Annotated in this window: 10 protein-coding genes and 1 tRNA gene; 8 read left to right on the forward strand and 3 right to left on the reverse strand. The window is 54.3% G+C overall.

Annotation, left to right across the window (positions count from 1 at the left end):
* Positions 1-165: 165 nt before the first annotated feature.
* A complete protein-coding gene (pepA, locus tag I6L44_RS18170) occupies positions 166-1,674 on the reverse strand; it encodes a leucyl aminopeptidase (RefSeq protein WP_005336423.1) in 1,509 nt (502 codons plus the stop codon).
* Between the two features lie 172 nt (positions 1,675-1,846).
* Here pepA and lptF point away from each other — a divergent pair, with 172 nt between their 5' ends.
* Together lptF and lptG are read left to right on the forward strand one after the other, a co-directional pair.
* Complete coding sequence (lptF, locus tag I6L44_RS18175) at positions 1,847-2,959, forward strand: LPS export ABC transporter permease LptF (protein WP_216952704.1); 1,113 nt, start codon at positions 1,847-1,849, stop codon at positions 2,957-2,959.
* A gap of 25 nt (positions 2,960-2,984) precedes the next feature.
* On the forward strand, positions 2,985-4,055 hold the full coding sequence (gene lptG, locus I6L44_RS18180; RefSeq protein ID WP_216952705.1) for an LPS export ABC transporter permease LptG: 1,071 nt from the start codon (positions 2,985-2,987) through the stop codon (positions 4,053-4,055).
* A gap of 66 nt (positions 4,056-4,121) precedes the next feature.
* Here the strand turns inward: lptG and I6L44_RS18185 are convergent, their stop codons facing one another.
* Positions 4,122-4,655 carry an RDD family protein gene (locus I6L44_RS18185; RefSeq protein WP_216952706.1) on the reverse strand — a complete coding sequence of 178 codons (534 nt, stop codon included), beginning with the start codon at positions 4,653-4,655 and terminating at the stop codon, positions 4,122-4,124.
* Between the two features lie 143 nt (positions 4,656-4,798).
* On the opposite strand from I6L44_RS18185, the gene I6L44_RS18190 reads away from it, so the two are divergent.
* From I6L44_RS18190 to I6L44_RS18215, 6 genes are all read left to right on the forward strand, one after another.
* Positions 4,799-4,884 (forward strand) — tRNA-Leu (locus tag I6L44_RS18190).
* 112 nt (positions 4,885-4,996) lie between these two features.
* The gene (locus I6L44_RS18195) at positions 4,997-6,016 is read left to right on the forward strand and encodes a site-specific integrase (RefSeq protein WP_216952707.1); all 1,020 of its coding nucleotides are present in this window, start codon (positions 4,997-4,999) and stop codon (positions 6,014-6,016) included.
* A gap of 98 nt (positions 6,017-6,114) precedes the next feature.
* On the forward strand, positions 6,115-7,140 hold the full coding sequence (locus I6L44_RS18200; protein ID WP_216952708.1) for a hypothetical protein: 1,026 nt from the start codon (positions 6,115-6,117) through the stop codon (positions 7,138-7,140).
* A 95-nt stretch (positions 7,141-7,235) separates the two neighbouring features.
* Positions 7,236-7,481 carry a hypothetical protein gene (locus tag I6L44_RS18205; RefSeq protein WP_047438419.1) on the forward strand — a complete coding sequence of 82 codons (246 nt, stop codon included), beginning with the start codon at positions 7,236-7,238 and terminating at the stop codon, positions 7,479-7,481.
* A 504-nt stretch (positions 7,482-7,985) separates the two neighbouring features.
* Positions 7,986-10,433, forward strand: coding sequence for a primase-helicase zinc-binding domain-containing protein (locus I6L44_RS18210; RefSeq protein WP_216952709.1), 2,448 nt, complete (start codon positions 7,986-7,988; stop codon positions 10,431-10,433).
* 419 nt (positions 10,434-10,852) lie between these two features.
* Entirely contained in the window at positions 10,853-11,347 is a 495-nt protein-coding gene (locus I6L44_RS18215) for a hypothetical protein (RefSeq protein WP_042081257.1), read from the forward strand.
* A 1,102-nt stretch (positions 11,348-12,449) separates the two neighbouring features.
* Here the strand turns inward: I6L44_RS18215 and I6L44_RS18220 are convergent.
* Positions 12,450-14,276 (reverse strand): SUMF1/EgtB/PvdO family nonheme iron enzyme, encoded by a 1,827-nt coding sequence (locus I6L44_RS18220; RefSeq protein WP_216952710.1) that lies wholly within the window; start codon positions 14,274-14,276, stop codon positions 12,450-12,452.

Below are 14,276 nucleotides of genomic sequence, written 5' to 3' on the forward strand. Positions count from 1 at the left end.
CCCGTTTTGCGGTGACGGAGTGTTGACCGCCTCATGAGGCTGACGGGGCGTTTCCCGTCCGCAACTCACTGATTCAAGAATGAAACAAGGAAGAGGCGGGCCTCTTCCTTGTGGTTCAGGGTAACGCCAACCCTTCCGATGCAGCCATCGGCAGGGGCCGGAGAGTTACTCTTTCTCTTCGATATCCACGCCAGCCCGGTTCAGCAGGAACTGGGTCAGCAGGGGCACCGGACGACCGGTGGAGCCTTTATCCTTGCCACTCTTCCAAGCTGTCCCGGCGATATCCAGGTGGGCCCAGTTGTACTTCTTGGTGAAGCGTGACAGGAAGGCCGCCGCGGTGATGGTACCGGCAGGACGACCGCCGATGTTGGCCATGTCGGCGAACGGGCTGTCGATCTGCTCCTGATACTCGTCGAACAGCGGCAGACGCCAGGCGCGATCACCCGCCTGCTCGGAGGCGTTGAGCAGCTCGTGGGCCAGCGGATTGTGGTTGGCCAGCAGACCCGAGGTGTGGTGGCCCAGCGCGATGACGCAGGCACCGGTCAGGGTCGCCACGTCGATCACTGTTTCCGGATCGAAGCGGTCCACATAGGTCAGCGCATCACACAGTACCAGACGACCTTCCGCATCGGTGTTGAGCACTTCGATGGTTTGGCCGGACATGGAGGTGAGGATGTCACCTGGGCGATAGGCGTTGCCACCCGGCATGTTTTCGCAGCCTGCCAGCACGCCGATGACGTTGATCGGCAGTTGCAGCTGGGCCAGCGCATGCATGGTACCGAGCACGGAGGCGGCGCCACCCATGTCGTACTTCATCTCGTCCATGCCGTCGGCCGGCTTGATGGAGATGCCGCCGGAGTCAAAGGTCAGACCCTTGCCGACCAGCACGATGGGCTTGGCATCCGGATGACCCTTGTATTCGATGATGGCCATCATGGCTTCGTTATCGGAGCCGCGGGCCACCGCCAGGTAGGAGTTCATGCCGAGCTCGGCCATCTCCTGCTCGCCCACCACCTTGGTGGTGATGTTGTCGTAGGCATCGGCCAGACGACGGGCCTGGGAGGCCAGATAGGCCGGGTTGCAGACGTTGGGCGGCATGTTCGCCACGTCGCGGCAGACCCGCACACCCTTGGCCACGGCCAGACCGTGAGCGATGGCTTTTTCACCAATGGTCAGTTCCCGACGCGTCGGCACGTTGAATACCAGCTTGCGCAGCGGGCGACGTGGCTCGGCCTTGTTGGTCTTGAACTGATCAAAGCTGTAGAGGCCCGCCTTGGTGGTTTCTACCGCCTGGCGCACCTTCCAATAGGTATCCCGACCCTTGACGTGCAGCTCGGTGAGGAAGCAGACCGCTTCCATGGAGCCGGTTTCGTTGAGGGTGGTGATGGTCTTGTTGATGATCTGCTTGTACTGGCGTTCGTCGAGTTCCCGCTCCTTGCCGCATCCGACCAGCAGTACGCGCTCGCTGAGCACGCCCGGTACTTGATGCAGCAGCAGCATCTGGCCTGGTTTCCCTTCCAGGTCGCCACGGCGCAGCAGCGAACTGATATAGCCATCGCTGATCTTGTCCAGTTGTTCGGCAACCGGAGAGAGGCGACGCGGCTCAAATACGCCGACTACGACGCAGGCGCTCCGTTGCTTCTCTGGACTGCCACTCTTTACACTGAACTCCATGGAATCTCCTACATCCTAAAGACAAAAGGCACCTTTTATTGAATAATGCGGTGCTTGTTGGGGTATCAGAGGCGGAGCGAACAGCCACAGGCTCCGCAGTTCAAACTGGTAAAAATCCAATATACGGCCCTATTTTTCAGGCATTCGACTAAAAACACAAGTTTACTTGGGAATGACTGTGATCGTTTTCCGATATTTGTTCAGGGAAACCCTGAAAACCCAGCTGGCAGTGTTATTCGTATTGCTGCTTATCTTTGTCAGCCAACAATTTATCAAGATCATCGGTGATGCCGCCGATGGCGAGGTGCCGACACGTCTGGTCTCCACCCTGCTGCTGCTCAACTTGCCCAATATGGCGCTGTTGATGCTGCCTATCAGTCTCTTTTTAGCCATTTTGTTTGCCCATGGTCGCCTCTACGCCGAAAGCGAGATGACGGTGATGCATGCGGTGGGTTTCAGCCACCGTTTCGTAATGCGCAGCGCCATGTTGCTGGCCTTGCTGACCGCTGCAGTCGCAGCGTTCAACACCGGCTGGATCGCCCCGCAGGCCAAGGAGCGAGAGTATCAGGTGATCGACGAGTTCAAGTCGGATCCGGGGATCTCTTTCCTGCAGGCGGGCCGCTTTATGGAGCTCGACAAGGGGCGCCTGGTTGCCTATATCCAGGATTTGAACGACAACGGCTCGAAGCTGCAGAAGATCTTCGTGCTGCAGCGGGCCGAAGGCAGCAACCCCCCTTCGGTGGTGGTGGCCAGCGAAGGGGTGGTGACGATCGATGAGAATGGTCTGCAGTGGCTGACTCTGAAGGATGGTTCCCGCTATGAAGGCAACTTCTCCGGCAAGCAGTTCCAGATCTCCGATTTTCGCGAGTATGGTCTGGTGATCCGTCAGCAGGAGATGGAGCGCTCCAACCGCAAGGCGGCGGCCAAACCCACCATGGAGCTGCTGGGTACCCAGGAAAACGACATGATGGGTGAATTGCAATGGCGTATCTCGCTGCCCCTCTCCATTCCGGTGCTCACCCTGCTGGTAGTTCCGCTGGCTCGGGTCAACCCCCGTCAGGGGCGCTACGCCAAGCTGTTGCCGGCCATCATGCTCTATCTCTCCTACTTCCTGCTGCTCAGTGCTGCCCGCTCGGCTATCGACAGTGGCCGGTTGCCCTACTGGCCGGGGATGTTCCTGGTTCCGCTCGGTTATCTGCTGTTTATTGGCCTGCCCCTCAATTTGCAGGGCACCAGCTGGTGGAACGGGGTAAAGAGCAAATATTTCATAAACAAATCAAAATGATGAAGCCACATAGGAACTACCGCTGATGTTTGGCATTCTCGATAGATATATCGGCAGGGTCATTTTTATGTCGATCCTGCTGTGTGAGCTCACGCTCGTTGGTCTTGCGGCGCTCATCAAGTATGTGGAACAGCTCAAGTCTGTCGGAGAGGGCAACTACGACATGCTCAATGCTCTCTACTATGTGTTGCTCTCCATGCCCAAGGAGGCGGTGCTCTTCTTCCCGCTGGCGGCACTGCTGGGCGGTCTGATCGGTCTGGGCCAGCTGGCGACCAGCTCCGAGCTGGTGGTGATGCAGGCGGCGGGCCGCTCCAAGATCAGTATTGTAATGGCGGCGCTCAAAACCGCGATCCCGCTGATGATCCTGGTAGGACTGATGGGGGAGTATGTGGCCCCTGTCGCCAAACGGATGGCGGATGATATCCGTGCCGGTGCCATGTCGGAAGGGCGGCTTACCGTCTCGGCCTACGGGGTGTGGGCACGGGATGGCAACAACTTCGTTAATATCAACGGGGTGCGCAACGATGGTGCCCTGACCGGCATCACCCTCTATCGTTTCACCCCCGAGCGCAAGCTGATCGACGTGGTGCAGGCACGGGAGGGGGTATTTGAAAGGCATCACTGGCTGCTCAAGCAGACGCAGGTTACCCGCTTCGACGACCCGGCTCAGATCCGCAGTGAAGAGCACGACAAGATGGAGTGGAGCTCGGAGCTGACGCCCAAGCAGCTGGGGGTGGTGAGTATCGACCCCGAGAATCTCTCGGTCTCCGGTCTGCTCGACTACATCGGTTACCTGGACGCCAACAAGCAGGATGCCGGTCGCTACAAGCTGGAGATGTGGCGCAAACTGCTGTCACCGCTCTCGGTGGTGGCGATGATCCTGCTGGCCTCTTCTTTCATCTTCGGCCCGTTGCGTTCGGTGAGCATGGGGGCGCGGATGCTGATGGGGATCATGACCGGTTTCGCCGTCTATGTGAGTGATCGGGTGTTTGGCCCCATCAGTCTGGTCTATGCGGTACCGCCCATTCTGGCGGCTGTCGCGCCCAGCCTGCTGTTTGGCGGCATCTCCTTCTACATCCTCAGCCGCAAGCAGTAATTCACACGTGGTAATACAAAGAGGGCACCTGCTGGTGCCCTCTTTCGTTATTGCATTGATCCGGTATTACTTGTTCAACAATTCCAGATTGGCCTCTTTGCTCAGCACAATCACTTCGCATTCGGCCCAGATATCCTGGAACGCCCGTGGGCGCTTGCGGTTGAACAGGCACATCAGGTTGCCCAGACCAAAGGCGGCAGTGGCGAGACGGATCAGCGCCTGGGTAATACGGATATGGCTGCCATCTTCGTTCTGAATGCGCAGCCGCCAGGCGCGCATGCCGACGGTCTGGCCAGCGCGGGTCCAGAACCAGGTGTAGAAACCGCAGATGACGAAGGCGAGCCACAGGGTGTAGATCAGGCTCAGGGGGTGGCGGGTCAGCAACCAGACGGTATCTTCACCCGCCGGTACGCTTGCCATGCCGGTGATCAGCAACAGCTTGGCGACACCCATGCCGATAAAGCCAGCGATGATCAGCAGCGAAGTCACCACCAGCGCATCATAGATGAGGGCGCCGAGGCGACGCAGCAGACCCGCTGACGGGTATGGCTGAGTGGCAGGAGAGGGGGATTTTAGTTGGACTTTTTTAGGCTCGGCCATCGTTTTTATTCCATTAAGATGATGGCGGCATTCTATGTAACTGGCCCCGCATCGGCAAGGCGTTGAATAAATGAACAAACGGGAGTGTTCAATCGAAAAACACCTTGCATGGCATCGCGCCATTCGTATAATCCCTCGCAGTTGCCCGGGTGGCGAAATCGGTAGACGCAGCGGATTCAAAATCCGCCGGTGAATAACCGTGTCGGTTCGAGTCCGACCCCGGGCACCATTCTTTTCCCTGTTTGGTCAACAGGTTACAGCGCTCAATAGCGCTCCTGCTCAAAGTTTCTGCGGTTGATAACTCTCATTCATGTGCAAATATGTGCAAGAGGCTTCAACCAATGGCAAGCATCCAAGTTCTCACTCGAAAAACCGGCAAGTCCTATCGCGTTCAGTTCATGCGTAACGGCAACCGTGTATCCAAAGTTTTTACCCGCAAAAAAGACGCAGAGCAGTTCCTGGCTCAGATCACTGTATCTGACGAGCTGGCAGATGCCTTAACCAACGTCACCCTCACCAGTACCACCATTCAACAAGCTATCCATGAGTACCTTGAACAGCACAAGGGACGGGACAAATCTGTACCACAGCGTCTGGGCTGGTGGGCTGAACATCTCGGCGACAAGACGTTGAACAAGGTAAATCGCCAGCGGATCAAAAACGCCATCTCGATTCTGGAGGCAGAGGGGAAAGCGCCTGCGACCCTGAACCGCTACAAAGCAGCGTTGTCAGCAGTCTTTGCCTACATGTGTGATCGCTATGACCTCAAAGTGAACCCTTGCCTGGAAGTGAAACAGAAGAGGGAAGACAATGCTCGCACACGCTTTTTGTCGACAGATGAACTTGCTCGATTGATGAAGGCCACCAAGTCGAGCAAGTGGGAGCGACTTCATATGCTGGTTCATATGGCGTTGACCACTGGTGCACGGAGGGGCGAGTTGATTGGCCTCAAATGGTCAGACATTAATTTCAACACGCGCACAGCTCACTTGGCGGTGACCAAGAATGGTAGTCAGAGGGTTCTGTCTCTGACTGCTGAATTGCTTACTGAGCTCTCCAAGTTTCGCGAGATTGGTGCCAGCTTTGTGTTCCCTCATCCCTCTGGCCTCAATCGACCGTTTACCGAGTTTGATCACCATTGGCAGGCCGCGAAGAAAGCCGCGTTGCTCTCTGATTTCCATTTTCATGACCTTCGGCACAGCTGTGCCAGCTTGTTGGCGATGAACGGTGCCAGCATTCTGGAGATCGCAGAGGTGTTAGGCCATAAATCGATCACCATGACCCAACGATATTCCCATTTGTGCAATGCCCACAAAGCCAAACTCACTGATCGGGTATTTGGTAATCTCATGGGTGGTTAATCAATTAGGCTGTGCAGCTTAGATGTATTGAACATGTTAGCCTGAGCCCCTCGCATCTATGGATGCGGGGGGCTTTTGTTTGTCTGGGGATGTAGTAGATGAGTGATCAATATATAAACAGCGATTTTCTGGAGGGTTTAGTTGTATGGCAACAATCACCAGATGATGAACCCATCATTGTTGATGGAGAGGAAGGAATTCCGTACTTCTCCCCAAATGGCCGCCCGAGGTTGGCCATTACAAAAGATGGTCAATTAATAGACTCAGTATCAATCGACATCACAGCCAAAAAAGTAACTTCTGATGATGAAGTCGAGCGCCAAAATGACCAATACCATATTGGGAGCTGGGAAAATAAAACACCTCGTTTGACGATAAAGCGTGAAGTAGCCAAAGAGGCCATCAGTTATAGCGCAAAGTTGCGGAAAATTGGGTGGGCTGATGAGCGAATGAATTCTGCACTGAATGCGCTTGAGCTCCGCTGGGCTGACTCAAATATCACAGCACCGTCAGTTGCTACTATCCGAGCTAGAAATAGGCTCTCTCCTCATCGATATAAGATTCCAAGACTGGCTTTAGCTGCCTACATTGAATATCACAAGATTGGTTTTCAAAAGGGATTCATGGCTCACCTGAAAGGGAAAAGTGAAGAGGAAATATCTTGTGCTCTTATGAGGATAGCCTTAGATATAGCGTTGCTAAACCCTTGCCTAGGGGAAGTATGGGGGAGAGTGTATACCCGACAAGGAATGCGAAAGAAAGCTCCACCGCCGTCAACGTTGGAAATTACTTTGGAGTCTCTTTTGGATCGGCTCGTGTACTTAGACGCTCAGGCAGTGAACCACGATAATTCGGAGGAATGGTTTGGTGATGAGATCGCTTCGTTAGAAAGGTCGATCAAACTCATTCAACAAGACATTGAGTTCGAAAAGCAGATGAAACTGCGTCAAGTTGATGCGGTACAGGCCGCAAAAGTACTTCTGACTGCATCAGGAATCCCATGCAGGACAAATAAAGAAGATGAGCCATGGGCTCGGTTTGTTGCTGAAGCATGGGGAGTTATCCCTTCATATATCGTTAGTGCAGCCAAGATATTGAAAAAGTCAAGAACAGAAGTGAGCTGACTTCTGTTCTAAAAGAAAACCTATCACATCGCGTTAAATACTCCCCGACCAAACCGCAGAACACCAAGAGCAACAGGAAAGGGAGTATAAGCAGTATGCAAGACCTCAACCTCATCGCAATCAGTCAAGATCTAAACAACTGGCTGCCTGTGACCGAAATCCCCAAGCACTACCCCCAATTTAACTATCCCACACTGAAGGCCATGTTTTGGAAGCGAGCCGAGAAGCCCGGCTTGGAACGTTGCTGCCGAATTGTCGGCAAGCGGATGTTTGTGAACACCAAACTCTTCGGCTTGTGGATGGCTGGTGGACTGCCTGAACAACACCCGACGGATGATTAAACCGCAAGGAATCCATCTGTTACCGGATATAGGCAAACATGGTGTGCAAACCCATGGGGAAAACATGAAAAAAAGCCCTTACCTGCGACAGTAAGGGCATTTCGGATTACTCGCTGGCTCTGACAGTTTGGCGACCAAGGAGCCAGTGAGTGCGAGGTAATTTTAACATGAAAGTTCACTTATTAATCCATAAAGGTCATCAAGGCTTGCTGGCCGAGATCCATGCTCTTTCTTCTGATTCGGAGGGCAAGCGATGATCTATTTTGCATGGGCCGCTGATAGCCAGACTGAAACCTTCTATGGACCACCCAATCCCAGAACCTGCAAACGCTCCCGTGTCGGAGTATTGAGTGCCTTCACCAGCCGAAAAGCGAGATCCGTTTTTATAGAGCAAAGCCAAGGGGCCGCTGCTGTTGTAACTCGCCCCTATGCTCGCCAAATGAAGGCAGGCTTAGACGAGCGGGCATTCAATGAGTTGGTTGCCGCTCTAGTTGGGGGCGAGGTATGAGCACTGTAAGGTTTGTTTCTGATGTGGCCGCCGCAGCTGTAGGGTATTGGCCGGATTTGCTGGCGGGTCTTGGCCTCGACATTCCGCGTCATGGCAAGCATGGCCCCTGTCCTGCCTGTGGCGGCAAAGATCGCTTTCGACTCGATGACAAGGAAGGGCGAGGGACTTTCATCTGTAGCCAGTGCGGTGCTGGGGATGGGTTGGATCTGGTATGCCGGGTGATGAGCAAGAGCCCCATGGAGGCAGCCGAGTTGATAGCGCCTATGGTGGGGTTGGCTGCCGGTGGGCTAGATCCTGTCGAACGGGGGCGCATCCACCAGCAACAACAGGCCAAGGCCAAAGAGGAAACCCGAAAGCGGGAAGATGGCCACAGGAAAGCTGCTGCACGCGCCTGCCGCATCATGAATGCTCATTCGCGTGGTTGTGGTAGCGCCTACCTATCAAGGAAAGGTTTTGCGGAACACCAGAGCGCGATCAGCGGTACCAAAGAAACGATAAACGGTGAGGTGTTCCCTGTCGGTAGCGTGATTATTCCCTTGCTCGATGGTGCAGGGAATCTGGTTAACGTGGAGCTAATTCGCAACGAAGATGGTTTGAAACACACCTTGGGTGGTGGCCGCAAGGCTGGTGTATATCATCGCATTGATGGTGGGGCGCTGGTGGCAGTGGTGGAAGGCTACGCCACCGGTCTATCAGTCCAGCAGGCGACAGGGGCAACAGTCTATTGCGCGATGACTGCCAACAATCTGATGAACGTGGCTGAGATTGCTAGAAGTCAGAACCCAGACGCCGAAATCATCATCTGTGGTGATCACGATTTGGATAACGCAACAGGCCAGCGTAATAACTCTACCAAGCACCAGACTGAGCAAGCAGCACAAGCAGTGGGCGGGCGTGCAATATTTCCACCAGAGGCCGGGGATTGGAACGATTACCACCAAGCTCATGGGCTGAGCAAGACACAAGAGGCCATCATGAGCGCCAGCACCAGACTGGCGACCAGCCAAAGCCAAAACGCCAGCCAGAAGGGAGAGGAATCCAGGAAGATCGAGGTGAATCAGCTCCAACGGGAGCATGAGCCACCAGCCACCATGATCGACAAAATGAGTGCTAGTCAGCGGGCTGCACTACTGGTCGAACGATTGGGGCAAGTTGCTATCAGCCTTGAGGCCGAGCGTGTCTATCGCTATGACGGTAGCCTATGGGCACCATGGACAGATACCGAACTGCGCCGCGAAATGGCCGCCATCTTTACCGAGTATGGAGTTCCGTTCAGTGACAAAGGTATTGCCGCCACAGTTTCCACGATGAAGCTGATGATCCCAACCATGGGCCAGTCAACCAAAGAGCTGATCGGCTTTGCTAATGGGGTTTATGACATGGCAACTCGCCAGTTTCGGCCACATTCGCCCAGCGATGGGCTGCTCACGCACAACGGAATCAACTATGCTCCGCCACTCGTCGATGAATGTCTCGAGCGGGATGCCCCCAACTTCACTAGGTGGTTATGTCACGCTGTCGATAACAACGTCGCCAAGATGGCTCGCATCAATGCCGCCCTATATATGGTGTTGGCAAACCGTTATGACTGGCAGCTATTCCTTGAGGTTACCGGTGAGGGGGGCAGCGGCAAGAGCATCTTTGCCAATGTGGCAATCCTGTTAGCTGGTGGAAAACGGAACACTGGCTCCGGCAACATGGCCTCACTGGACCACGCTAAAAGTCGCTACCAGTTTGTCGATAAACGGCTGATTGTGCTGCCTGACCAGCCCAAATACATCGGTGATGGCAGTGGCATCAAGGCCATTACCGGGGGCGATTTGGTCGAGATCGATGGGAAGTATGAGAAACAATTTGCCACTGTCATTCAGGCTGTTGTGCTGGCCACCAATAACGAGCCTATGGTCATTACTGAACGCAATGGGGGAATATCCCGACGTAGGGTGATCTTTACCTTTGACCGGGTTGTGGCCGAAGCGGATAAAGACCCGTTGCTTGGAGACAAGATTGCCGCCGAGTTGCCGGTGGTGATCCGCCATCTGTTAGCCCAGTTCGCCGAACCTGAGCATGCCCGTCACTTATTGCTGGAACAGCGTAACTCCGATGATGCCTTGATCATCAAACGAGCCACCGACCCCGTGATCGACCTTTGCGGGATGGTGCTCTTTCTGGATGAACCCAAGGGATTGATGATGGGGGGTAATCCGGAGATCAAGCGGGAACCCCGGCGCTATCTCTATCATGCCTACCTTGCCTTCATGGAGTACCACGGTCTGGGGCGCCCGCTATCAGTTCAAGGTTTTAGCCGTGCGCTCAAGGCAGCAGCCAAAGAGTATGGCCGCCAATACTGCAGTCGGGTGATCAAGGGCAAATCGCAAACCAACATTATGTTGACCGAGGTAGCGGAGATGTTCTTACCCCAAGCTGTCTACGCCGATCAGTAATGACGGCATAGTGATGACAGAATGATGAGCTTGGCCGCTGTACCTGATGATACCTAGGACTTTCATCTACAAACCCTACCCTCCCTACCTAGCACAGCTGAAAGCCTTGCCAGGCAAGGGATAAAAAGAGGTAGGGTGAGTATTCTCTAACCCTACCCAAGCCCTACTGGTCATCTTTATCCCTACCGTCATGGCTGATTTGGCTTGGTTGCAAATCTAGGCTGCTCTGATTAACCAAACGGTGCCGGGGTAGGGTATGGGTAGGGTCTGAATGTTGAACCCTACACGCCTCAAGCCAGTCTTGGTAAGGCCTGAAAGGGAGGTAGGCTGGGTAGGCGCAAAAAGCGGTAAAACAATTCAGGGGGATTAGCGGGCCACGCCAATGATGATCCACCAAGCCCAACGTGAAGCAGAAGCGAATGATCGACGAAGTTCTGAAGATGTATGCCAAAGAGATAGCGAAAGAGGAAAAGCAGCGGCTAAAGGAGCAAAAACGAGCAGAGCGCCAGCGCAAGCAGCTAGAACGATTGTGCAAGCCAGCACCGGGAGTCGAAGACATCTTTCGGTATCGTAATGCCTGGGCTCGGAATGTCGGGCAGTCTAACCGTCGATTGATGGAGCGGGCAGAGCGAAACCGTGCCATTTCCCAGCTCGGGCCGATTGATCACTTGGCCGCTCTTGTCGTTGCAATGGGGTGGCACCCGCACCATGCCTACATTCTGGTCGTAGCAACACATCCCGGTGTGACTTGTGAGGAGCTGACGGACTTCTATAACCTGAGTCATTCAAATCACAGGATGGTGTTTCGTCGCTTGAACACAGTGTTGAAGCAGTTGGGTTGGCGTTTCGCCTCATACCCCAGAGGCGCACCAAATGAACCATGGGGTTGGGAGTTGGAGAAAATCCTTAGGTGATCACCCCTAAAATGATCACTTTTTGTGTTACAGGCGATCATTATTGCCCTGTATGAGCATAGGATTGGCATAACCCAATAAGAATGAGGGCTACAGACCAGCTTACGTTACAGAATGCGGGAAAGTGATCACTTTTGGCAGAGTGGTTTTGGTGAAAAAACAGGATCGCTTATTCTCGGCAAAGATCGCAGTAACTAACAGTAAAATAAGGGTTTTTATTAAAAGTGATCGTTTTGCATAACGATCCTTTTTCTCTACTATTGGCGATCCCTTTTCTGGCTAGCCAGGATCGTTTTTTATGGTTAATTGCCCCCCGTCTTAGCCCCCAGGCCAGTTCTAGCAAGGGATTGCTGGTAGGGGCTAGCGCACACGCCTCTTCGACCGTCCCCCAAAAATGAAAAACCCTTTGTCCTGTTACGAGTGATCATTTGCAGAGTGCCCTTGAACCTTGTCGTATCGAAAAGTGGTAGTGAATGGCCTCCGGGTTGCTATCGGGCCGCGTTTAGGTAAATCGAGCTAACTGAGGAGGTGGTGATGATCTGAGCCCCGCAATCTCCTACGAATCACTCGCGGTCTGTGAAGTGGTTGCAAAAGGGGGCCATTAAAGTCACATTTTGCCTTGAGCTACTCTGGAAGGTGCGCGGCCGCCACAGGGCTGCAAGAAGAGTGAGGTGATGCGGTCTACCTGCGATGAAAAGCGGGGGTGAAGGTTCGCGCTAAGCAAAGTTTGGAGGGGCTCGTAAGCCCCTCCCCGCTACACACTGTTTAAAGTTTGCTTGTCAGGTGCCATCCCTCGCCATGGGGACATTCATACACTCGAAGTAATACCCCCTGTTCTCGTTCCAGAATGAGTGCACGTCGCACCGCTGCACTTTCTGAGGCATACGCCTGCTTCAAACAGTCACAGCAGTGATGCCCTGGCGTGTGCCGATCTGCCGGACACAAGTGCCAGGAGCAGCATCGGCCGCAATGGTAGGGCATCATGCGGTTGCCATATGATACGAGAGCATATCGCGCGCCTTCTTCGGCACATTGCTGATTTGGGTAGGCGCGACGAGGTTTTCCTTTGGCGCTGAGACAGATTGAGTTTTTGAACATCGCTTCAGCCCTCGATGTCCATGACTACTCGAAAAGAGACCTTGATATTTTTGTAGGCACCCCAGGACGTTGATCCTATGTCGCCCTCCCAAAAACGGCCGCTAATGTGGCCCTTTTCTTGGCACCATTCGTAGGCGTCCCACGCATCAATGAACTCGAGGCCCTGATGTTCTGTCCATGGGATCTGTTCTTTCCATGCCGCATGTGGAGGAAAGTCCTTGATCCAGATTTTGCGAACTCCACCGTTGATGGCTTTAGCGCTGCTGACATCAATCCCGGTGGGATGCGGGAATTCAGCGACGTCAGGATTGGGCTCCAGAAACCTTGGCTCAGACCACTTGACGGCCGAAGGCACAGCTTGGCGGATAGCCTGTTCGCTTGCTTCTACCAGTGGACGAGGTGGCCAGTTTTCCCACGGAAAATCACCAAACGCCATCGATTCGTAGTGCTTGGAGTAAGCTGGGCGAATAGCGCGAAGCTCTTTCTGGGTGAGTAGCCTGAGGCTGACACCAAGTTGCCGTTCACGCCATGCGCAATAGGCTTGAGCATCAACCCATGATGCGCCGACAGGAGCATCATCAGAGGCGCCTTCATTGGCGCGATCCCAAGGCTCGCTACGCTCGCCCTGTCGTTCATGGAAGCCTGTTTCCTCCAGCATCTGCCGGAATGAAGCGAGGTCTATCAGATCGCTGATAGCCAGCTTGCGGCCTCCAATCTCGACGAGATGGAAGCCGTTTGGTAGCGGCCCAGCCCATTTTGCTCGCTCTGGTGATCGCCAAATGCCTTGCTCTGTCAGCCATGTGCGGCGCACATCGACGGACGTTGTGAGTTGCCGCTCCATCATGCTTCCGCCTCGGTCGTAGAAGGCTTGCTCCGCTTTGTGGGCTTCGTCTTCGTCCCAGAACTCTTGGCGGAAATGAATGGCTCGACGCAAGTCGCTTTCACTCATCAACTTTGATGGCAAATCTGCAATCGCCAATTTGTATGAATCGGCCAAATTGTCCGGCTTGGGCGGTTCATGTTCCCTGTAATCACGCCACAACAGGTCCCAGCAACCGTCATGAGCGCGTAGGACGGTGAGTCGGTTGTTGTAAGGAAGTACGTCAATCCACCCTTCGGGCTGAGCGTCAAAAACGGCGCGGAACGCACGGACTGCGGCAAAAGTCTTTGCATGTTGTGCCGTCCGGTCCTCGGGGCCGTACTTTAGTTCCCAGTAGCGTTTGTCGACTATGGTGCTAAGCGGGCCATCAACCAACTTGTTATCCAGAAAGCCCCACTGGCCCATCAGGTCGAGCCGTCGTGCAAACAAGTCTTTGCCAAGCTGGGCTGCCACTTCCGGCAACGCATTGATGGACTTGATTGCAGCGGCTGGGACTTGATGGCCATTCCCGTTATCCCAAGCGGACCAGTCCACGCCGTATCCAAGAAATACCCGACGAGGCCGCTGCTCTTGGGGGCCGAAGAAGATGCGGTCAGCCAACTCACGAGGGGTGGGGCCGCCATGTTCTGAAAAATAAAGATCTATGCAGCCGCCATGATCTACCGGAAAGGTGCCAACCTGCTTGGTACAGCGGTGCTTTTTGAGGAAGGCTTGAAACTCGGGCCAGCCATTATTTTGATAAGTCCCGAAGTCTCCGGCGAAGCCCAAGCGATCGACAATAGCGTTGAGCGTCTGTCTATGTTTCAAGGGGTCAGCATCGGGATGAAGCACGCGTGATTTCGCGCCTTCTTTAATGTCCGCTGGTGATATTCCGCGCAGAGGAATGGCGTGGCCATCGCGCAAAGGGAGGTAGCCGAGGCGACGCTCAGCAAATTTGTGGTTATCAGACAC

Origin of the sequence: Aeromonas sp. FDAARGOS 1414, assembly GCF_019047065.1 — a bacterium.
Taxonomy (GTDB): domain Bacteria; phylum Pseudomonadota; class Gammaproteobacteria; order Enterobacterales; family Aeromonadaceae; genus Aeromonas; species Aeromonas veronii_A.